General features: G+C 59.8%; 17 protein-coding genes. 8 read left to right on the forward strand and 9 right to left on the reverse strand.

What is annotated here, in order from left to right; translation table 11 throughout:
* Positions 1-111: 111 nt before the first annotated feature.
* Both EJ071_RS37820 and EJ071_RS37825 read right to left on the reverse strand, forming a co-directional pair.
* Entirely contained in the window at positions 112-1,050 is a 939-nt protein-coding gene (locus EJ071_RS37820; RefSeq protein ID WP_126102358.1) for a tyrosine-type recombinase/integrase, read from the reverse strand.
* Positions 1,051-1,468: 418 nt separating this feature from the next.
* Complete coding sequence (locus EJ071_RS37825; protein WP_126102359.1) at positions 1,469-3,061, reverse strand: hypothetical protein; 1,593 nt, start codon at positions 3,059-3,061, stop codon at positions 1,469-1,471.
* 907 nt (positions 3,062-3,968) lie between these two features.
* On the opposite strand from EJ071_RS37825, the gene EJ071_RS37830 reads away from it, so the two are divergent.
* The 5 genes from EJ071_RS37830 to EJ071_RS37850 all read left to right on the forward strand — a co-directional run bounded on the left by EJ071_RS37830 (position 3,969) and on the right by EJ071_RS37850 (position 10,208).
* Positions 3,969-4,709 (forward strand): hypothetical protein, encoded by a 741-nt coding sequence (locus tag EJ071_RS37830; protein ID WP_126102360.1) that lies wholly within the window; start codon positions 3,969-3,971, stop codon positions 4,707-4,709.
* Between the two features lie 55 nt (positions 4,710-4,764).
* Positions 4,765-6,918, forward strand: a complete 2,154-nt coding sequence (locus EJ071_RS37835; RefSeq protein WP_126102361.1) for a DDE-type integrase/transposase/recombinase — start codon at positions 4,765-4,767, stop codon at positions 6,916-6,918.
* A complete protein-coding gene (locus EJ071_RS37840; RefSeq protein ID WP_126102362.1) occupies positions 6,911-7,864 on the forward strand; it encodes a TniB family NTP-binding protein in 954 nt (317 codons plus the stop codon). Before EJ071_RS37835 ends, EJ071_RS37840 begins: the two co-directional genes overlap by 8 nt.
* 166 nt (positions 7,865-8,030) lie before the next feature.
* Positions 8,031-9,425: a TniQ family protein gene (locus EJ071_RS37845; RefSeq protein ID WP_189521373.1), complete on the forward strand. Its 1,395-nt coding sequence runs from the start codon at positions 8,031-8,033 to the stop codon at positions 9,423-9,425.
* Positions 9,426-9,680: 255 nt separating this feature from the next.
* Complete coding sequence (locus EJ071_RS37850) at positions 9,681-10,208, forward strand: hypothetical protein (RefSeq protein ID WP_126102364.1); 528 nt, start codon at positions 9,681-9,683, stop codon at positions 10,206-10,208.
* 616 nt (positions 10,209-10,824) lie between these two features.
* Here EJ071_RS37850 and EJ071_RS37855 read toward each other — a convergent pair.
* From EJ071_RS37855 to EJ071_RS40325, 3 genes are all read right to left on the reverse strand, one after another.
* Positions 10,825-11,442, reverse strand: coding sequence for a glutathione S-transferase family protein (locus tag EJ071_RS37855; RefSeq protein ID WP_189521374.1), 618 nt, complete (start codon positions 11,440-11,442; stop codon positions 10,825-10,827).
* Positions 11,443-11,677: 235 nt separating this feature from the next.
* On the reverse strand, positions 11,678-12,340 hold the full coding sequence (locus EJ071_RS37860) for a DUF1194 domain-containing protein (RefSeq protein ID WP_348628126.1): 663 nt from the start codon (positions 12,338-12,340) through the stop codon (positions 11,678-11,680).
* Positions 12,337-12,702 (reverse strand): DUF1194 domain-containing protein, encoded by a 366-nt coding sequence (locus EJ071_RS40325; RefSeq protein WP_189521375.1) that lies wholly within the window; start codon positions 12,700-12,702, stop codon positions 12,337-12,339. The genes EJ071_RS37860 and EJ071_RS40325 overlap by 4 nt, the downstream gene beginning before the upstream one ends.
* A gap of 320 nt (positions 12,703-13,022) precedes the next feature.
* Between EJ071_RS40325 and EJ071_RS37870 the strand changes: the two genes are divergently transcribed.
* Both EJ071_RS37870 and EJ071_RS37875 read left to right on the forward strand, forming a co-directional pair.
* Positions 13,023-13,220: a hypothetical protein gene (locus EJ071_RS37870; protein WP_126102368.1), complete on the forward strand. Its 198-nt coding sequence runs from the start codon at positions 13,023-13,025 to the stop codon at positions 13,218-13,220.
* A gap of 984 nt (positions 13,221-14,204) precedes the next feature.
* Positions 14,205-15,884: a winged helix-turn-helix domain-containing protein gene (locus EJ071_RS37875; protein WP_126102369.1), complete on the forward strand. Its 1,680-nt coding sequence runs from the start codon at positions 14,205-14,207 to the stop codon at positions 15,882-15,884.
* A gap of 189 nt (positions 15,885-16,073) precedes the next feature.
* Here the strand turns inward: EJ071_RS37875 and EJ071_RS38960 are convergent, their stop codons facing one another.
* The gene (locus EJ071_RS38960) at positions 16,074-16,478 is read right to left on the reverse strand and encodes a hypothetical protein (protein ID WP_189521376.1); all 405 of its coding nucleotides are present in this window, start codon (positions 16,476-16,478) and stop codon (positions 16,074-16,076) included.
* A gap of 299 nt (positions 16,479-16,777) precedes the next feature.
* Between EJ071_RS38960 and EJ071_RS37885 the strand changes: the two genes are divergently transcribed.
* A complete protein-coding gene (locus EJ071_RS37885; RefSeq protein ID WP_126102371.1) occupies positions 16,778-17,128 on the forward strand; it encodes a hypothetical protein in 351 nt (116 codons plus the stop codon).
* A gap of 208 nt (positions 17,129-17,336) precedes the next feature.
* Here EJ071_RS37885 and EJ071_RS37890 read toward each other — a convergent pair whose 3' ends face one another.
* The 3 genes from EJ071_RS37890 to EJ071_RS37905 all read right to left on the reverse strand — a co-directional run bounded on the left by EJ071_RS37890 (position 17,337) and on the right by EJ071_RS37905 (position 21,451).
* Positions 17,337-18,410: a hypothetical protein gene (locus EJ071_RS37890; RefSeq protein ID WP_126102372.1), complete on the reverse strand. Its 1,074-nt coding sequence runs from the start codon at positions 18,408-18,410 to the stop codon at positions 17,337-17,339.
* An 852-nt stretch (positions 18,411-19,262) separates the two neighbouring features.
* Complete coding sequence (locus EJ071_RS37900) at positions 19,263-20,282, reverse strand: FlgO family outer membrane protein (RefSeq protein WP_126102374.1); 1,020 nt, start codon at positions 20,280-20,282, stop codon at positions 19,263-19,265.
* Between the two features lie 2 nt (positions 20,283-20,284).
* Complete coding sequence (locus EJ071_RS37905) at positions 20,285-21,451, reverse strand: hypothetical protein (protein WP_126102375.1); 1,167 nt, start codon at positions 21,449-21,451, stop codon at positions 20,285-20,287.
* Positions 21,452-21,471: the final 20 nt, after the last annotated feature.

Below are 21,471 nucleotides of genomic sequence, written 5' to 3' on the forward strand. Positions count from 1 at the left end.
TCAGAGGAAAGCTGAATGTCTCGGCACGATGCGGTTGCAGGCCAAAACGCGGTCCAGATCCGACGGTCCCTTGCTTCGGCCTCTCGGTAGGCTTGACGCGGAGGGCTGGGATCAGCTCTCGCCCGCCCCGAGAGGATGAAGCATCATCACCAATTCGATCGATCTCTTTTGGTCGACATGAGTGTAAATCTCCGTCGTGCCGATGTCCTCGTGGCCAAGCAGCGCTTGTATCGCCCTGAGGTCGGCCCCGTTTGACAGCAGGTGTGTGGCGAAGGCGTGCCGCAACACGTGCGGGCTCACTTCGTCCGGCCGCGCCAACCCGGCCATTTCGGCGGTCTCCCGGACGTCCCTGAACGCCGCAGAGCGCGAAGTAGGCTTGCTGCCGTCGCGCACAGAATGAAACAGCCACTTCGGCGAAACGACTCCGTATTCCGCCGCCAGGGAACGCCAGAGCCGCATGGCCTCGACGGCACGCGACCCTAGAGGCACCATGCGTTCCTTGTCGCCCTTGCCGCGTATGTTGAACATCTTGCCGTTATTGGTGAGCACCGAGGCTGGCAGGCGGACCGCCTCAGTGATGCGCATCCCTGAGGAATACAGTGCTTCGAACAGCGCGGCGCGCCTCGCGTACGCCGCCCGCCTGTACAGGCCGAGGCTGCGGTCGGATGCGAGCGCGTGGGCGGCATCGAGGAAGCGCTCGGTCTCCTCGATCGAAAGCACGAACGGAACGTTCCTTGAGCGCCGCATGGGTTCGAGCAGCGCAGCCGGGTTTCTTTCCGCATGGCCTTCGGCGAAGAGCCAGGCGTGCAAGGTCCGAACGACGGCCCTGCGGTGGGCGACGGTCGCCTCGGCGTAATCCTTCGCGGAAAGATGGCCGAAATAGCCCATAAGGCCGGCGAACGTCATGCCTGACAGCCGGAGCCCGACGGAAGAGAGCCAGCCAAGGTAGCAGTCGAGATCGTCCTGGTAGGTCTCGATCGTGCCGTCCGTCGCGGTCCCGACAGCCAAGGCTTCCAGCCACGCTTCCGCCAGCAATCTGTCCTTCGACATCAAAACCTCCGAAGAAGTTCGAATACGACGTTGCGGGTTCAGGTCACGTTAACGACATGGCTAGCGCCCGACGAGCGCGCAGATCCGAATCCGGCCACTGACCCGAACGCCAATGCTCGGGTTCAGTGAGTTTCGAAGCGAGCGTACCTGAAAGCGTGGTCAAGAGCCCGGGAGCGTGCGCCTGACGGCTATGCCGCTTCGCCGGGCCTAGGGCGCTTGTAGTCAGGTCCGGCTAGCGATTGCTCATCCTGGCCGCCAGTAGTGCGAGCTCCGATTGGCTGGTGTTCGTCTTGTCGTAGACCGCCTTAAGTTCGCAACAAAACGTCTATTATGCAACTTTGAGTTGCTGAGAGGTGCGACGCCAACGCTGGGTGCATCTTGAGTCATAAGTTAGGTATTTCGAGCCATAAGTTTGCACTCACTCGGATACCATCTGCCTTCGTGTGCGGACGTTGAACGCCTCGTCAGCCAGCCATTGGCTCAGGGCCTCTCGTTCTTGAAGCGACTCGATACGGTGGAATACCCGAAGGTCTTCGGCCAAGTCCGCTAACCCTTCGGCACGAGGCCAGGAGTTCATTTTCAGCCTGACCGTGCTTAGCAAGGAATCGTAGCGACACCATGCTTCCCAGGCCGAGTGGTATGCCCCGTTGCGCACCAGGCGCAGCTCGGCCTCTTGGAAGTCTATGTCATGAACCCGGTGCGGCAACGCACTGTTTATGCAGTCCCGCAGATCCGTCAGCTTCAGGTACGCGGATTCCAAACTGCGGTTGCGCTGTCGCACCGAGCTGGAAATCTCAGAGCAGTCAGAACACAAGTGGATGGTGTCGTAGCCGCATATCCAGGCTTTGTTGGTGAATCCTGGAAACAGGCGTCGCCGGACAGCAATCCTTTCGGAGTCGCTTTCATCCACGTATTCCTGATGTTCGCGTATGCCTCCCGTCCACTTGTTCTTGCCGCTTTTGCGAAGCAATTCCCGCTTGTTTCGCGAGCAGACGGGACAAATCCATCCCTCCGGCGTGGCGCTCCAGCGTTTCGTGGATACGCGGTCAACATATGCGGCGAATTCCTCGTCCGTTGGCCCTTCCGCGCGCGACGTGACGCGAATTGACGGTAGAGAGGCCGAATCCCTGGAGGTTGAACGCGCCAGGAACTCCTGCCTGTAGCCGGTGAGCAGGCCCCATCGCTCGTCATCCCGGACTTCGTCGATGAAGCCCCTCCTGAGGAGTTCATCGGATTCCATGCTCATCCACATCGGACGCAGGCCGTTACCGCCTGTGCGTTCACTGGCAAGGAGTCCATCGCCGAGTTTCCCTAGGAGAGCGTCGAGCAATTCGACACGCGCCCGATGTCCCCTCTCCTGTTCGCGCCAGAGCATAAGAGCAGCGTCGTAGTCGATGTCATGATCCGCATTGGCCCTGGCCCTGACGAACCTTGCGATCTCAAGAACTGTGAAGGTGAACCGCGGGTCGATCTCGGAGCGGTATTGGGCCTTCACCTTTCCGTCAGCGGTGTTGCACTCCGAACAAACCAGCGCTTCACGGAAGCGGGAAACCACGTCCTCTATGGGATCGAGAACGTTGGTGGCTCCGGGAACGGCAGTGTCTCTCCAATCCGGACCATAGAGCTTTTCGGCCCGCGGCCAGACCTCGTCGCGCATGTGGTCATGGTGAAGTTCAAGCTTGGCCAGCAGAACGCCTCGCTTCGACAGCCGGAAAATCTCGGCCTTGACGCGCCCGCAGCACGGACAACGCCAACTTGGCTCAACCAAGGCCCAGTTGTCGTTGAGGTCCAGCCCGATCGCCCCATTTTTGAGGACGGCGGCCTTGGTCTGCTTGCTCCAGCGGCCGTCCCGATCCCGGAAATGAAGCTGCATCTCCTCGTCGGACAGCTTCGATGGACGAGGAAAGAGCAACGAGACCGACCACCATGGGGAGGACGGATCATAGCCAGTCCGGAATTCGGAATCGTCGTCTGGTTCCGCCCATTCGGGCGACTCGTACCCCTCAGCCATGGCAGACAACTAACACATGTGGAGGATCGAGCCCAACTGAGGGAGCGAGCGGGTCTTGGCGAATATGACGGATCGGCCGGATCCCTGCAGGGCGAAATCCCTCTGGTCGGCGGCGATCTTTTCTTATGGTTAACGGACGGTACCGGGCAATCGTTAACCGGGAGAACGCCCTTGGCTCGCAGACTTCGAGGCGGCGAATCCGAAAACTGCTTTCAGGCGCGACGCCGGCCAGAGGTCTGGAACACGCCTGACGCGCCGTCCGCTGGCCGCCAATCCTTGACGTGCGGGGCGGCTAGAAACCATCGATTCCTTAACGAATGCAAGGCTTTGGTCGACATGCACGACATAAATCGCGGGGTTGACGGGCGCCCAAGTTTGAGGTGACGTCGCGGGCATGGACCTGGAGACGCGTCGCTCTCACCCGCTGGAAGAGAGGAATTCGAGACGACGCGAAGGAGGGGGAGGAGCGGTCACGAGCCGCCCCTCCCCGACCACCTCCGGGTCGACGACAGAATTGCACACCCGATCATTCAAAACGGAGGTGGCGACACCATGGATAAAAGCGAAAGCTTAATGATTCACCGGTGGCCGTCATATGCCTTGTGCCCTCGACGAAAAATCGGGGTTGCATTCTTCCGCGATTTGATGTTCTTGCTCTGTTCCACTTGGGCTAACTGCGCGGGAAGCATCCCGCATTCATGGAGCGAGGACGTCATGCGTCTCGTCATATCCATAGACCGGCGAATATCCGCCTGACCTGACGCTTCCGAGCGCCGGGCACCACTCGACTATTCATCCCGAAAACGCAGCGATGCCGTTCGCGTGAGCGGCATACAGAAGCGCGCGTACGTCTGCCGATTTTCCGGCAGCGATGGACGGCGTGCGCCTCCGATCCTGGAGATCGAACATGCAACGAAACGCCTCCCCCGCCCCCGATCAACCCGATGGTTTCCTGACCCGTGCGGATCTCGCGAACGGCTCCTACGACGTCATCCGCGTGGACATGCCGTTCCGTTACGTCGAGCCGCCTCCCTGCCACTTGAAGCCGGAGGGCCGCTGGGTGCGGGCCGGGAAATTCCCGCACTACCGCGCGGGATACCAGCTCAGCTTCTGGGGCGACGGCCAGCTGAACTTCCTGTTCCTAACCGAGATCCAGCCGACGGTGGTGCGCATCCGCGCACGGCCGGAATTCGTGGAGTGGCACGACGGCACGAAACTGCGGGAGCACGCGCCGGACTTCGAGGTCCGCACCCAAATGGGCGACGTGTATGTCGACATCGAGCCAGATACCCGGTTCAGCCATCCGTCGACCGCCGTCAGGACGGCGTCTCTCACGAATGATTTGGCCGCACGCGGCATCCGGTATCGCTGCCTGCGCGCGGAGCCGCTCGGCGCGCAGCCGCGACTCGACCGTGCCAAGCTCCTTAACAGCTTCGGACGCAGCCGCCTGCCCGAACTTGATCTGCGCGCGATCTTCCGTGCCGTTCCTGACGGCGGCGCTACCGCGCAAGAAGTGTCGACCGCCTGCGGCATCGAGACGAAGCTGTGCCTCGGAGGACTGCTTCATCACGTGTGGCATGGCCGCCTCGTTCTCGAGGGCCAAGGTCGGACCGGCTTTTCGTCACGCTTTCGGCGCTGCCGCCGATGACGTGGTCAGTATCCCCCAAACCTGATCGCAAACATCCAAGAAGGGATAAACCGACATGACCGTTTTCCGTCTCGAGCGCGGAACGCTCGTCACCTACAACGGTGTCGCCGCGAAGGTCGAGAACCGCGCGACCGATCCGGTTGGATATTGGGCGCGATCCGTCCGCGACCCCCAGTACGCTTTCGTGGTGACCGACGACGAGGTCACCCTCGGCATCGGAGGCAAGGGTCCTTTGAGCATCGGCAGCGAGGACGGCTCCCTCGCGAACGGGGCCAGGGACGCTGAACTGCCCGATCCCTTCCGTCTTTCTGATCGGGACCATCTGGTCTTGGCTTACCGCCGCCGGATCGCGGACACCATGGAGCGTGCAGTGAAGGATCCTGCTCGGGGCATGTCCCAGTCTGCCGCTATCAGGGAAGCGCTCGCCGAAGTCGCCGCTCCTCGTGGCGTAGCGTCCATCGGGGTTCGCGCCGCTGCTGGCCATCTGCGAAAATGGAAGGCTTCGGGCAGGAAGCCGCTGGCGCTCGCTCCCAAGCACGCATGGAAGGGCAACCGCACGACGCGCAAGCCTGGTTTCGTCCAAGACGCTGTCGAAGAGGCCGTCGATGCTCGATACAGGGGCTGGGGGAGCCAGCCTATCGTTCGACAGCATGCGATCATGCTGGCCTGCCGGACGTGGGAGAAGGTCTATCGCAAGGCCGGAACCGTCGACGGGGTGGAGCTTCCGGTGGACGCGGATGGCGACGTCGACTGGATGAAGCTCGTGTCCCCGGCGTATGTCCGCGATCGCGTGAATAGGCGGTCAGCCAAGTATCGGGCAGCTAGGTCCTATGGAGCCGAGCACGCCAAGAAGGCCTTCGACACTGCGCTGGCCGGGCCCCGGGTGACGCAGCCGCTCGCCGTGGTCGAAGGCGACGACATGTTCCTCACCGGCGTCTTCGTCGTCGACGACGAGGACTGGTTTCCACTCGGCTTCCCCGTCGTGTCGCTCTTCCTGGACCAGGCAACGCAAGCCGTGGTCGGGCGCTATGTGGGATTTGGAGGGCCTACGAGCGACTCGGTTTGCAAGGGGTACGAGCACGCGGCATATCCGAAGGACCTGTCCGGGCGCCTCGACGAAGACGGGAAGCCGATCTTCTCGAAGACATGGACGATGGCGGGCAAGATCCAGGTCCTGAAGTCGGACATGGGTTCCCCCTACCTGTCTCACCATATCGAGGACGCATCATACAGGTCCGGGACGGTGCTTCATCCGCTTCCTCCGGCAAGCCCGAAGCTCAAGGGTCGCGTCGAGCGGTTCATCCGCACCTTCAAGGAAGGCAGCGCAGGTGGAGCCTTGCGAATCCTGCCGCGTCGGCTCCGCAGGTCCCTGTCGCCCGGTTCTGGACCGCTGCTTGTCACCCTACGGGAACTGCCGCTGATCATCGATTACTGGATCGTCGAGGAGTACCACGAGGCGGTCCACCACTCCCACGGCATGACTCCGCGCGACGCCTGGGAGAAGTGGACTGCCGAGATGCCCGTCGACGCTCCTCCCTCGAAGGAAGAAATCCGGCTGATGATGGGCAAGTACGTGCCCTCGCGGACGCTGAACAAGAACGGCCTCCGCATGCACGGCCTGGAGTACAACTCCGATGCCATCGGAGCCCTGCGCGAGGATCACGGCGGCCTCGATGGCATCATGCGCGACATCGAGGCGAAGTACCGCTCTGAAGACATTTCGACCGCCTGGGCACTGTTTCCCGACCCGGAGCGGTCTGGGAGCACGCTCGCCGTCCCCGCCTATTGCAAGCAAATGCACTACGCCCGCGGCCTCTCCGAGTACCGACACTCGGTGATCGTGGAGCACGCCAAGGAAACCGCCAAGGAAGGAGTGATCACCGTGCATCAGCTCATGGAAGCGAAGCAGCGTCTCGCGCGCATGGCCGAGGACATGTACGCCCAGCGCGTCGCCAACGGAGGCACCGCCAAGATCGATGCCGTACTCAAGGCGCACAGGACCTACCTGAAGGAACCGACCGAACTGCCGGAGGACGCGCCGGGATCCGACGAGCCGCTCGCGCTGCTCGATCACGAGTCCTTTGGAGACGGAACTCCGCCCGCGTTGGATGGGCGCCAGCCGACAGACGGGAAGGACGCCGCGCCCAAGGCTCCAAGGCGTCCAAGCGGCCGGGTGAGGCGCAGGCTGGGGAGGCTAGACAATGTCTGACCAGCCTTCCCGCCAGCCGTACCGGGTGGAAATGCCGCCTTCCTTAGCGGCCCGCCTGAATCTTGATCCGCTTCGGTGTGCCGCGGAAGCAAACGTGGCGCTCGAAGACATGGTGATCAGGCATCGCGAGTTCGACCGCCTTTCGGACCGCCTCGCCTTCCATCACCTGCACTACGATCCCGGCCCCCTTCGGGAGGCGGGGGTCATGCTGGTCAGCGGCATGAGCGGCGCCGGCAAGTCCGCCGCGCTCAAACGCTATGCCGCGGAGTTCTCGGTGCAGGTCGACGAGCAGGGAGTGCGGCGGCAGGTTCTGCTTGTGCACGTGCCGTCCGGTGCGGACAAGCATTCGCTTCAGCGTCGCATTCTGGCAGGCCTCGATGTGCCGGTCCCGCACCGGCGGACGCAGGATGAGCTCACCCTCCTCATCGACTTCCACCTTCGTGCACAGCGTGTGGAGTTGCTTATCTTGGATGAGTCCAACCACCTTGCGGACCTGAGGACAATGGATCGCAGGTTCCTCGCGGCCGACATGATCAAGGAACTGGCTAACTTCAACAGCTGCCAGATTGTGATTGCGGGGATGCCGAGTTCCATGTCGCTACTGGAGCGGAACCTACAGCTGAAGCGCCGCACGCGGCTGAAGCATACGGTGAGCGCCTACGACTGGACCCTGGATAGCGACCGGGATGACTACGAGGACTTCCTCGACGCCTTTGTCGAGGCCATGCCTTTCCGCAGTCCTCCGCCCCTGTCGGAGTGGAGCGAGGCCCTGTCGGTCGCCTCATGGGGCTTGGCCGGGATCACCAGCCTGTTCCTGGTGCGCGCGAACGGCATCGCGCTGGAAGCATTCGCAGGGGTGCTGAAACTTGATCACCTCGCTGTCGCTTTCGACGAACTGAAGCCGCTCGGTACGCGGGGAATCCCTTCATCAGCCTCAAGTCCGTGAAATTCCCCAAGCGCTACGTCGACCTGTTGGTGAACGGCATCGAAGAGAGATCGGGTTTACGCCGGCGGAAGGCGGCCGCGGAGGCTGCCGAATGAGCCTCCTTCCAAGAGGGCAAGCTCCCCTGCCCCTCCGCCCGTCGCAGGAACCTTATGAACCTGCTCACGCCATGCTCGTAAAGGCGGCCGACCTGAACGTGCCCGGCGCCGCGAACTACTTCCGAGGCCTGCTCGGAAGCGACTCGGGACGGCTGGTCACGAGCATCGACCCCAAGGTTGTCGCTCGCTTCTGCCGGGTCGACGCCGATGTCCTGGCCCACGCCTCCCCCGTCTTCGAGGGCGTCATCGTCTCTTTGATGGGCCAGCGCTTCCGGCGGCGGGACTACGCCATCTCCGAGCGTCGCTGGTGTCCCTCGTGCCTCGCCGAAAACGGGTCACACCGGACATGGTGGGACCTGACGCACGTCACCTCCTGCCCGCGCCACGGGATGCTCCTCCACGACGCTTGCGCCTGCGGCGCGAAAACGAGATGGGCGCGCTCGGCCAGCCTCGTTGCATGCCGATGCGGGCGATGGCTGAAGGACACGCCCGCGAAGCGCCCCGCCTGGATCGACTGCGGTTTCGATTCCTACCTGATCGACCGTTTCCTGGGACATGCGCGGCGCCCAGTTCCCTGGCTCGACGAATTACCGATGTTCGACGTGATAGACACCGTCCGGATAGTCGGCGAGTTCGTTCTCGACCCCTTCCAGGAGAAAGGTTTCGCGAACACGGTCGAAGGTCGGCATCAACTGATGGCAGCAGGATTCCGTACGATCACAGAGTTCCCGACGACCATCGAGGCGACGCTCGCCGGCATCTACAGCACCCGAAGCCAGAAGCTCCAGGCCCCGCACAGGATGCATTCGAAGGAATTCCGGGTCTGGCTGACGACCGGGGATGAAACGCCGATGAAGAAGACCATCAGGCGCGCCATCCGGCGGTGGACCATCCGCCACGCGCCCGGGATCGGCGGCTACGACGTGCCGTACGGATATTTCGCCCTGCGCCACGCGGGATACCTGTGCGACTACAGCCCGGACGCGCTTCTGGTCGTGCTGCGTCACAAGCGGCCGAAGGCCTGGAACCAGCCGGTGGGAATGGAACGCATCGATCCGGAAACCATGGCCTGGCTCGTGCGCCATGTCGGCGGACGGATCGGCGAGGAGCACGTCGCAGCGGAGCTCGATGTCGCCTACAGGGAACTCACGCCGCTTCGCCGGGACGGACTCATCGATACGTTCGTCCGGGCGACCGGAGCGGTGTACGGGTTCTTCTCCCCTGACGAGCCGGATCGGCTCGTCAGGAAGCTGTTGAAGCTCCGGGACGGGGATTTTGCGACAGATGCTCGGACCATGCCGATGCCCGTTGCGGCACGCGAGCTCAATGTTCCGGTCGCCAAACTCATCAACGCGATTTTCGAGGGACGCCTGCGGGTGGCCGGGACATCAAAAAGAGCCACGGGCCTTTCGAGGATTCGCATCGATCTCGACGCGGCTGCTGAGCTGTCGTTGCCGTCTTGGTAAACCTGGCAGAGGGCGCTTTCATGGTAGCCTGAAATGACGCCCGACGGCCTCGGTGGCGGCTCGTTTTGTGGAACAGCCCAAACAGTCTGATTCATGTTCCCCCTCGGTGCAAGTCTATGTGCGCGGCTGCGCGTGCACCAGCGTTGGCTGCTGAGGGAACCCGGGAAGCTCCGGATTTCGACTGCCTCCATTTGGTGAGGCCGGAGATGCAATTTATCGGTTGGAGGCCGCTATGCATACAGGTATAGCGCGTGTGTGAGCATCCCAAACGAACACCCCTCCATCACCATCGACGGAACCACTTACGACCTGACGCACTTGAAGGCGTTTTCGGCCTCGATCCCCGGAAAGGGGGCGACTGCCGGGACCGATCTGCTGGTCGAGGTAGCTTTTTCGAACCACGTCTATACCGAGCGGACCAAGCATGGCGAACAACACCATGCGGTCGACCACTACGGCACGAAAAGAACGTTCGATGGCGGTCGTTATGAGATGTCGAAAGGGCTGGGAGCTGCCATAAGATGGCAGATCGAGAACAACGGCTTGACCTACGTCTCGAAAAGCTACGGCGGCGTCGACAACCTTGTTTTCGTCGAGATGGAAGATGGCCACACGTGGGCTGTCGTGTACTGCCTTCAACCGCTCGGCGATGGCTGCTCAGTTCGAATGGAAGTCCTCTCGGCTCACCCGAAGGTGATCCATCAGAAGACGATTTCCCGCAGAAACTTAAGCTATTTTGCCAGGACGTGTCTCTTCAAGGAGACCAGGATCCCAAACGCATAAGACCCAGCCGAAGCTGGGTCTTAGTATGCAGTGTCCATTACCGTGGTGTACAAGACCAAGACGCTTCCGCCCTGGTTGACATGGCAGCGGCCCCGAAGGGTCAGCCTGCCTGACACGACATATAGGGGCTACCTCATTGGAAGTCAAGGTTTCAAGCGGTCTGCCTCATCCGCCCAAAACCGCCATCCCCCAAGCTTTCAGGCGTTTTAACCGCCTAACGTAGGCGGTCGTCAGCACGAATTCAATTGTCCGGTCGGTGGTCCTCGACCGCTCTTTGCGAGAATGGCAAGTTGGGCCGTGCGCTGTCACGCCTGCCTTCAGGAACTCGACGGAAGCCTGATTTTTCCATGACAAGAACTCGCGCTCACTGCACTGAGCCTCAAGCCTGAACCCCGGACCCGCCGTCGCGTCCAGCGCTGGCGCGCGCAGTCCGCAAGGGCTTGAGCAAAGCGTCCCTTGAGGACGAGCACGACTGCGCTGGGGACAGAGCAGCGTCGGCCGCTTAGGAGGCTTCGGGCTGGCTGATCCCTGGTGAGTCCGCCTCCTGCGGTAAGTATATTCCAGTCGTCAAGCGGCTGCTGATAACGCCTGATGCGCCTGACGCTCGCAAAAATTGCTACGACTGAGCGATGGGAGCGCAGGCTCGCTTCACGCCTTCGATGGCGCTGACCCGCTTGAACCAAGTGTCAATCCCGGCTTGCTGTGGCACGGCATCGGCAAGGCTGAGCTGAGTGAGGTTGGATGCGACTGAGAGGTCGGCGATAGTCGGCGTTTCGCCACACAGAAAGGCCTGGTCCTTAACCCCAGCTTCCAGAATGGGTGCAAGCTCGGCCAGCTGCGCCCGTCCACGTGCGATGGCTTCGCGGTCTCCACGAGGACCCAAGAAGACAGCATTGAGGACAATATCGATGACTGCTCCGGCCAGATGGGTCTGGTTCCAATCGAGCCATTGCTCGACTATCGCCCGCCGTGCGAAATCCTCGGGATACCAATCAGACAAGCGGTGCTTGTGGCAGAGATATCGGAGGATTGCATTGGATTCGAAGATCTTGATCGAGCCATCGAGCATCGCCGGGACCTGATGGTTCGGATTTATAGCCAGGTAGGCCGGCGACATCTGCTCCCTCTGATCCAGGGCTACGTGGCGGAGTTCGTATTCGAGACCCGCCTCTTCAAGCAACGCCACAACCCGCCGGGAATGTTGGGAATAGGGATAATGGTACAGCAGGTACATCAGCTGGGTCTCAGCCTGAAAATCCGCCCCCAAGGGCAGCGATAATTGGGCCCCAAAGGGTAGGCGTGCATGCATTTTGTGTCAATTAGCACGAACTAATGCGAGGTCGCTCTCGTTAGTCGAGTTTACGTGCACAAGCAGTATCTACGATCGAATGTTCTCAGCCTGCCAGAAGGATGACAGAGGAGTGTTTGGCCTTTCTGGTACGGTAGGCGTCGCGTGTGCTCGCCAAACTCTATGATGACGAGAGTGGCGCATCTGGTCGGAACCCGTCGTAGCTGCCGATGCTTGCTGCTGCGGCGCTGTTCGGCGATAGGGGCGTGCCGATCAGCCCAGCTAGCTGAAACCACGTCTGGAATTCCGATCCCCTGGCTCTGCAATATCCAGGCGCTCTTGCATACGCAGGATGGCGATAGAGTACGTTCATGCTGACTTCGATGACCAGTTTGCGGCGAAGGGCAGCCGTGTAGTCGCGAGGCCCCGTCGGCGATATTACGAAAGCTTGGGAGCCGCCGATGACGGACCGGGCGAAGTAGGTTGCCAGCGGTTGCTTGGGGTCTTCGTCGTCAGGTGCAATCGCTATCGCGTTGATCGTGTATCCTTTGCCGATGGCGTTCTGCCTGCTCGGCTGAACGGGCAGTCCGTCGTTGTTCTCGCCGTTGGAAGAGATGTCGATCACCTTCCTCATCGCATTTCCCGGAAAGCGATCAAGCAGAAGACTTCCTACGTCGATGGCCTCCGAGACCGATGTTCCGCCCCGGCCGCGACGGATATAGCCAGTGTCGCCTTTTCTTCTGATCGCCGCCGCCGCTGCCTTGGCGTCTTCCAGTCCGCAGATGCGGGTCCAGGGCAGCACGGTGCGAGCGTGGCCAGCGCTCGACCATTCAAAATAAGTCACGCCGATGCAGCCAATGCGATTCTCGGAGATGGCGCTGATGATCTCGGTCGAGGTGAGCGCGCCGCGGCATGTCCCTCGCGCTGCAGGTCAGCCGTCGTGGGGTCGATCGAGGCCGAGAAATCCACGGCGAACGCTATCGCGACGTCGACATTCGCCATCGCGGTATCGGTGTCGGCGGCATGTGCCGGCGGGTCGCAAAGTGCCGCGGCTGAAATGACCGCCAGTCCTAGCCACGGACTGGACCGCTTTCCCGGCCCTCCGGCTGCTCGGTCCATCGGTGTCGGCAAACTGCCGCGCAGCCGCGCGTGCCAGGAGGTGGAGTCGGATCGCGAATTCAATTCGTCATGAAGGTATCCGACCATGCTACCCTCCATCTCCACGACGGGCCGGATTCTCCAAGCGGTCCAATTTCGGCCGCGGAGGAGGCATTTCTAGCCTGTCTGACTCGGGTGCTTGCTACCTGTCAGCTTGCTAAATTAGCAAAATCTAATTGAAATGACGACAGGGAACATGTCGTCGCATCCAGGCCCTGCTTGCATGCTTGGATGCGAGCCAGATGGCATTCTCGGGTTGTTCAAGAGGCCCATGTCACTTTTCGTTCGGGGCATGCCCGAATTGCCGCATGTCAAAAGGCCGCCGGATACGTTAGAGCCTCCTCATATAACGTGAGGAGCGGAGGCGGATGCAGGTCGTTGCGGTCGAATTGGTGGCGAAACTTGGTGATGCGATCGAGGCGATCAGAAACCACCTCGCTGATATGGATTGCGCGAAGCTGCAGGCGCTTGAAAAACGCTTGCCGAAGAACGCTCAGCCGGGGAGCGCCGAGATGGTAATGCTCCTGCTCGTTCTTCAGGAAATGAAGCGCAAATGCCCATCCTGACCCGTCGTCTAGTGGTGGAATCTGATGCCTGGTACCGGAGTCGAAAATTCCGGTTTCGACCCCTTGCAAACCTTCCCTGAGGGCGGGTCAAGGGGAAGCCCTGACCCTTTGCGGTCATTTGCTCTCTGTCGGGCCTAGGTCCGCAAAAGGATGATTTGCAGACCTTCGACTGAATGGCCCCTGCGCTTGAGCCTCTCGAGGCTGACATCATCAGCCCGAGGGCGCACGGCGAGAATGGAAGCTTGCCGATACAGCGTGCGTGCGTTGTCTGATCGCGGTTCTACAGGTGACTCCGCCTTTCGATGGGTTGGGCCTCACCTCAGGATGGCCCACGTTGGTCGCGCCGGATGGCTGGCACGAAGAGGTATTTCACGGTGCGTTCGTGCATCAACAGACGCGCCTTCGTCGCGTCCATATCGGGGGTCGCGGCCGGTCGGGTGCAGAGTTAGAAGCATCGCTCGTGCTCGGATGATGCAAGGGTCGCCCTCGCTGACCTGCTCCCTGAGGCTGGCGAGATAGTAACCGCCGGGGTTGGGACATCGTCTGAGCATTGTAACCAGAAGCGACAATCATTTATTTCCTCTCGCAGATGTAAGCGGTTGACAGATATTTAAGACCAACAGGGGGCCAGACAAATTCATATTGATGTTTCAGACATTTGCATTCGGCCTCTGAAGCTAACACCTTGGGAGGAAACCCATTTTCATGATTGCCGACTACTACAGTGCCGTCAAAATTTAACAGAAAGGTAATTAGAAGAAACTGCTCCATCGCTATCCCCTAGTCTCCCTGACTCGGTCAGGGCCGCAGAGTTTCGCGATGCGGGAATCCGCTTTTGCAGCCGTCTGCGCTGCCAAAAGAAGAGCGAGCGCGATGATGAGCCTGGTGCGATCCATGTCGCCCTCCGTCCCATCCGGTGCTGCTGGATCGCTTGGAAGCGACGGTCGAATGGGATAGGGTTAGGAAGCGCGCCAGGTGGGTGAAATGTCCCGAAAGGCCCCCGAAATTGACCTGAAATCTGCTGAAACGATCACGTTTCGCGGTTTTGTCTTCCTGACGAAAAGCAAAGAACTCCGAACCATCGAAGGCAAGGCGGTCAATCTTCGCAGCCAGACCCGCGAGGTGCTCTCAGTGCTCGCGGCGCGACCGGGCGAGATCGTATCCAAGGACGCGCTGATGCAGGCGGTCTGGGCCGACACCTTCGTGACCGAGGACAGCCTTACCCAATGCATCGCCGATATCCGCCGTGCCTTGGGCGACGACAAGCATGTAATCGTGGAAACCCTGCCCAAACGAGGGTACCGGCTGAATGCTGACCGATCGGGCGCGGCAGATCCAAACGTCTTCGTCGGCACGGGACGAGCCAGGTCACGATTCTCGCGAGCTGGCTTCATTCTTGCTGTAATCGTTCTCGTTGCGGCAGCGATCGGCGCATACTACGGCACCGAAATGTGGCGAGCCGCTCCGGTTCCTTCGAGCGACATGCCCAGGATTGCAATCCTTCCCTTCGATGACTTCAGTGCCGGAGCGGGCAAGGGATATCTGAGCGATGCCGTTGCCGAGGGGATCATCACCGAGCTGGCACGAAGCAAGACTTATGCAGTCATCGCCAGGAACTCGAGTTTCAGGTACCGCGGTAAGCCCACCGACACCAGGCAGATCGGAGATGAACTCGGGGTCGACTACCTGCTTGAGGGTAGCCAGCAGAAGGTGGGAGACCGGCTGAAAGTGACGGCCCAACTGCTGAATGCGCATGATGGATCGCATGTCTGGGCGAACTCCTACAACCGGGAGATTGGCGATCTTTTCGTCGTCCAGGAGGAAATCATCCGCACGCTTGCGGAACGGGTCGGGCGCAGGATCGAGCGCCCCTTGCCACAGAGCGGTGCCGCCAGGGTCAGCGCGCTCCACTATCACCTGATGGGGATTGCCAAGATCCGAGAGGATTTCTCGGCCGCGAGGAACGAGCTGTTTCGGCAGCTGAACCTCAAGGCGATCGAAGAAGATCCGAACTCGCAGTTCGGCTATATCGGGCTGGCCTGGTCCTATCGCAACGATGCGATGTTCGGCTGGAACGAGCAGGAACTTGACCGTGACGAGGCGTTGAAGCGCGCGGCCGAATACGCCGACAAGGCCATCCTGCTCGCTCCTGATGACGCTGAAGCGCATAATATCCGCGCCAGCATCCACACCGAAGCCGGCGAGGTCGAGCAGGCCAGTGCCCAGTACGATCAGGCAATCGCCCTGAACCCCAGCAACTCCGATATCCTGGTCCGCAGCACGGATCTGCTACTCTATGTTGGCCGGACAGACGAAGCGATCGATCGGATCAAGCAGGCCATGGGCATCGATCCTTTCTACCCAGACGACTTCAACTGGCAGATGGGCTGGGCGCTCTGGGAAAAGAACGATTGCGGGGCCGCGCTGGCGGCGATGCGGAAAATGTCCACAATCCCGAGCGGCGCGCACCGAATGCTTGCGGGAATCCACGCTTGTCTGGGAAACAAGCGCGAGGCAAGGGAAGCGCTTGCGGTTTTCCTTAAAGACTCGCCCGGTCAATCCATCAGTAAGGAACGCAGGGAGTGGGGGAAGCTATGGACCGCCCCCGGAAGCCTCGACCGCTGGATCAAAGACATGCGGATCGCGGGCTTGCCGGAGGAGTGATGGCTGACCGTACACGGCCTGGCCGGGCGGCCGAGCAACGTCCAGGAAGGGTCTGAACGCGACCTTCGCTGCTCCCGACGCAAATGTCAGGAGTTGGCGCTGGTTGCTCGTTCCGGTCAACCAGACGTACGACAGGAAACCACCCAAAACGGAAGTCTGTGTCGGGTACCAAGCGTCAGACTTTCAACACTAGTGTGTCTGCGCGATTGAACTTGTGCCCCTTGGCGCGAAGAAACACGTCCATCTGAATCTCCGATAGGCCTCGAATTTCATATGGGGCATGATCGTTCGATAAAACGTCACTAAACGCTCGCAGATATGGTATCGATCATCGGGCGCGGCCTGGACACGCTCCCTGGGGATAAACCACTCCCCTTGTTGCGGGTCATTCATATAAGTCGGGCGCGGCATCCTCACAAAATAACCGTCTTTGGTCATCCTGACGTGGCTGGAATCGATTGGGTGGCAATCCTTATTGCCGCAGCAATCATAATGAAGAACCGGGTCAGTCTTGCCAGTGTACCAATCGTGGGCGTTCGCATCGCTGGCCAAGACAAGCCACATCAATGCAATAGTGGTTTGGAACTGCGCCATGAATTAGCCTTCGCATTTGATTAGCATATTAGTATGTGCTAATCTATGAGGAAGTCGTATCGCCCAGCGCAGAAGTCCAAGGCTACCTGGCGTGTCCGCGAAGAGTGCGGTGGCTGGTGACGACTTCGGTTACCGCAAGGGGGGCCTTCGATGAATGTGGTCAGCACGCGACGACGCGCCCGGCTGGAGAGTGGTTCTGCGTTGGCGCAAGCGCCGATCGGGCCTGGACCTATCTATCAAACGGCCTCGGCCATCGCTGTATCTATCCGGACTTTCTCAACCTGATCAGGGATTAAATCATGATCTGGCCATTTGGCGGGCGCGGCGGCGCACTCGGGTTGGACGCTATCATCGCCGCAGCGTGTGCCTTCGGAGTGCCGACGGCATCGGCACATAGCTGGTACGAAAAACAGTGCTGCCAGGACGAGCATTGCGAGCCGATGGCAGATGGTGCCGTTCGCGAAACAAGCAAGGGCTTCAAGGTGCCGTCCGGTGAGTTGCTGCCTTACGGAGACGGCAGGGTTCGTCAGTCGCACGACATGCGCTACCATTGGTGCCATGACCAAAAAGCAACGGTAGAACGGCATCGTGAAATACCATTTGGCCCTGACAGTACGATCTGCTTGTACGTGCCGCCTAAGTCATCCTGACATTCTGTCCGATTAGCCCTTTACGAAATCCTCCCCGTAGCCAGTTTCCCGCCGGAGGTGGTCGGAACCCAAGCCTGATCCCCGGAGCCGCCGTCGCGCGTCCCGTCAAGCGCTGGCGCGCGCAGTCCGCAAGGGCAGAGTGGAGCGTTCCTTGAGAACGAGCACTCGGCCAGTTCGAAGCGTGTCGTGTTTCGCCAGAGGCGCGGAATCAATTCCCTATCCGGACCCCGATTTCCTTCGCATCGAGATCGAATAGGACGCTATTGGTCTCAAAGTAACGTATTCCCATGATGTTATGTGCAAGGGCAGGAACGAACTCCACTTCAGGTTTATAAGTGGTGACGAAATTCCAGTCGTCGATTCCCTGGGTCTTTACCACCACGCTGACCCCGCTATCCAGAGACATGTTTGACCTCGCTGGTGGCGCTTCCGCAATCATGATCGTTGAGTTGCCCGTATCGTATAAAGTTGGGCGGCAACTTGTTCTCTTGCCCCACGAAATACAAGAATCCACAGTCGGAAAATTGAAACGCTCGCTTGCCCTTGTCCATCTTTTGAGCTTGAAAGTGCCTTTCAGTCCTTCTGGTATTCCAATATGAAGAGCCTGAACCTCCGGACAACTCGCCTCTTCATTCGTGCAAGTCTTCCACTCCGTTCCTATCGGGGAAAAATAGAACCCTCTCTGCAAGCCGGCCCTCACCCTCACGGCATCCATTGGCGATTTCAGCAACTGATTGGGCCCTCCGCCCCCAACGGGCGAAACGCCAAAAGTACCTTTTGGCCAGAGCGGGCCGCCGACTATTTCCCCTGTGCTGCGCCTGACTTCTTTGTAGCGGATCAAAAATGGGATCGAGGCTTCGGTAGAGGCTGGAGAGTCTGGACCACCGAAAGTCACGCGAGCTGACGCGATGTTTCCATACTCGTCGTAGGTTCCGTAGTGCATGACGGCTTTTTGGGTAGTGACAGTTATCCCATCCAGTTCCTGGTTATGCTGGATCTTTATCCCTTTCTCAGAGCACATCAGAGCGGGAAGAACGGCGGCACAATCTATTGTCATTCCGCTGGATCCGGTATCGAATAGGAGCGGCTGGTCAATTTTACGTTTGCCAAGAAATAATACTTTCACGTACAGCATTCGGATATTCGGAGGATTTCCAGGGTATTCAAGCTTAATTAGTGGAACATCCAAAGGAAGTTCCACCGCCTTTGCCGATAGCGAGTGGGACGCAAGCATGCCGATCAGCAGCGCCAGCGAGGTAAATCGTGACCAATGTTTGCCCATTTTCTTTTCCGCTGGCTTCCGATGGTGAGATAGCTCAGAGCTCGTGCCATCGGTGAGGTTTAGGGGACACTTTTCTTCGACCCAAATGCTTGCGGAGCCTGAGTCAGCGTGCTCGGTTTTCCGATATCTTTACAGGGTGTTTCCCGCACTTGCGTGGCTAGGTTTGCCCCACTCAATCCACTTTGCGATAAGGTCGTCGAAGAGACCTGCATTTTGCAAGACGATACAGCTCCGCCCTTGAACGAGATCAACACGATACTTGTCGTGTCCTGTTGTTTGTTCTGCGCCTGTACAGCCGCTCCCGCCCCTAGAGCAGCGACTTGCCCACCCAATGGCAGCATTGAGCCAACAACACCTATTGCTTCACTCGCTACGGCGTTTTGTACTTCGTTGGATTGCTCTTGCATCTGGTTATAGGACCAAGTCTCAGGCTGATACTCGGTAGCAAGTCGCTGTTCAGTCGGCTGTCCCATTATTTGGAGCACTTGTGATTTAGTTTGCCCTGTTCGAATGCTAGCGGCATTCACTAAATGCAGGTCCTTATTTTGGCTGATAGTCGTGCAACCGACCAAACAGAGGCCAATGGAAATCATTCCTATCCGTCGCGCCACACTCTCCCCCCGCGATTTTTGATATATAAGGTATCGCTAACGCATACATGCTGTAGGTTGTATTTGCAATCTGTTCATGTTGCCCCGGGGTTGCCCTCGTCGGTCCGAAGTAGCGGGATGAGTTTCCCGACTGCTTGATAGGCGGCACCGTACGCATCCGCGGAGGGCTCTGCCGACGGCAAGCACCGGGGCGCTACCTAGATCAAGTTCCTGCACAGAGCTCAGGCGACGCAGGACTACCCTAGCCCTTGGTCCACCGGACACGCAGCTCATCAATGCTCACAGGAACAACAATGACATCCTTCCCCTTGGCCACGACGAAGCTGGCCGTCAAGGGCACTGCTTTAACTCCCTTGAGCGAGATCGCGCATTCTTCTCCCAAAGTGACTGTTACCGATGCCTTTGCCGACGGCGCTAGCCAAAGCAAACGCTTGCTTGGGTCGTCGGTCTCGTTGGTCAGCACACTCAGTTCCAAATCGCCCGTCTTTGGCAGCCCGGACACATCGAGGGGGCCGATGCAGGGCCCGGCAGAGATGCCTCCCGCCTTGAGCCCCATCCCCACCCCGAGGCCGCTGAGGTTTTCGATCCCAAAGGTCAACTTCACTTCGTTGTACAGAGGGTGTTGGGCTACAATGAGCTCATGGCCTGTCAGCCTGAACGAATCGGCGCGCAACTGACCGCGCGCATCCGTTGGCGACGACCCGTCCGAGGAAATCGAATCATCTTGAGCATTCTGAGCCACGCCATGAGTATAGAGGGCAAGCAGTTCATCGTCGGGCGGCAGCGTCACCGACTGTGAACCGACAATCTTGCCGGTTTCCACGGCGATAGCCCTAACGCTCAACCTGATCTTTTTCCCGAGGGGCGTCGCTGTCCCGACGATGAGGGTGTCGACGCCGATGAGATTGCCCAACTTTCGCGTCGTCTCTGGATTCACCAGGCCTTCAGCTGAAAGCTTGTTCTCCTTGAGCAAATACTGAAGGCCGGCGCGATCGAGAAAGGATACCGACTTCGCGGCCCCGATGAGTTTGTCCGATAGCTCTTGGGCCAAGAACCTGCCCAGCTCGTTCTGCTGCCCCTGCAGGTCTGTGAAATCGAGAACAGTCGCCCTGGCCTGCCCAGCCGTTTCCAGCTGCGCGATCAGTTTTTCGGCAACTTTCTGAAGATCGTCGTCATACGCAATCGCGCCGGTCTGAAGACCTAATAGCAACAGAAGAGAGCAAAGCAGCTTCCTCGCGTTTTTTGCTAGTCCGTCAACCATTGCTAAATTCCCTCCAACAGCTCTGGATGCCGCTCGTGGATGAGCTCGGCGGCACGCGAAAGGGCTTGCTCGGTTGTCGCTCCGGCACCTGTCTCATGACATTCGATAAGCTTTGTCACCCGGTCGAGGGGATACTTCCGAGCGTCCATGGCTATGGTGCAGGAAATGACCGCTTCCCCGGATCTGCAGCTAGCCTCCGCCGTCACGAGGAACGCGGATCGCATTCGTTCGTCCAAGCCGACAGACACGAGGTCGCCGGGGTCACCCTCAAGCAGGCGATCGAAGCGCCCCGAGGTTAACACCGCCGGACGGACACGGCCTGTCAGAAGCCCTCGGCTGCGAAGCGACTTGTCAGCCTCATCCAATATCAGTTCGACGGCTTCTTTTGACAGGTCATCAGTCTTGGTGGCCGAGCCGCCCATCAAAACGGTCTGAGGTGGGTAGCTCTCGGGGGCGAACAAAGAGACAAGCGCCGACCGTTCTTGCTGGGCGCTCGCCTCCCTGGCCTTGCGCTCCTGCTCTGCCTCCTGTTCCCGGGCAGCCTGATCTTTCGCTGCGCGCTCGGTGGCGACCTGCGCTTCGAATTGAGCTATCACTTCGGCCGTGATCGGTGCCAGCAACGTGCCAGAGTGCGGGTCAAAGCCTTCGGCATCGAAGAGGGAGATGCGCCCGTTGGCATCCTGCGCGTACCAGATTTTGGCGAAGCCGGTGACACCGTCAAAGTACTCCGCGGTTGGCGTCGATATCAGCCTCGGGTGAATGCCTTTCCCAAGCAGCCGGCCGATACGGCAGACCTGGGCTGTGACTGGCTTCTTCTCTACGCCAGAGGTGTCGTAGCCTGGGCTGTCATAGAATGTCAGCGTGCCGTTGCGCGCGCTGACGTACCACTGCAGCGGTTGTCCGGTCGACTGGTTGAAGCAGACGTCAGAACCCAAGAACATGCGCAAGGCGGGCGTGCTTCCGTAGAAGACCAGCCAAAGCCCGAACATGGGGATTAGCCGACGAGCCCGGTTGGGGAGCACGAGTGCCGACAGGGTGAGCCACAGCATCGGTACCCAGAAGAACGCGTAGAAGAACGCGCCGACAACGCCAGCTAGCTCAGCCTGCGCCTCACTGAGTCCCAACGAGTCATGGAAAAGGTCGCGGAGCCCGTAATAGCCCCAGTACAAGCCGACTGCCCGAGGAAAAA

Source organism: Mesorhizobium sp. M1B.F.Ca.ET.045.04.1.1 (genome assembly GCF_003952465.1).
In the GTDB taxonomy this organism is placed as follows: Bacteria; Pseudomonadota; Alphaproteobacteria; order Rhizobiales; family Rhizobiaceae; genus Mesorhizobium; species Mesorhizobium shonense.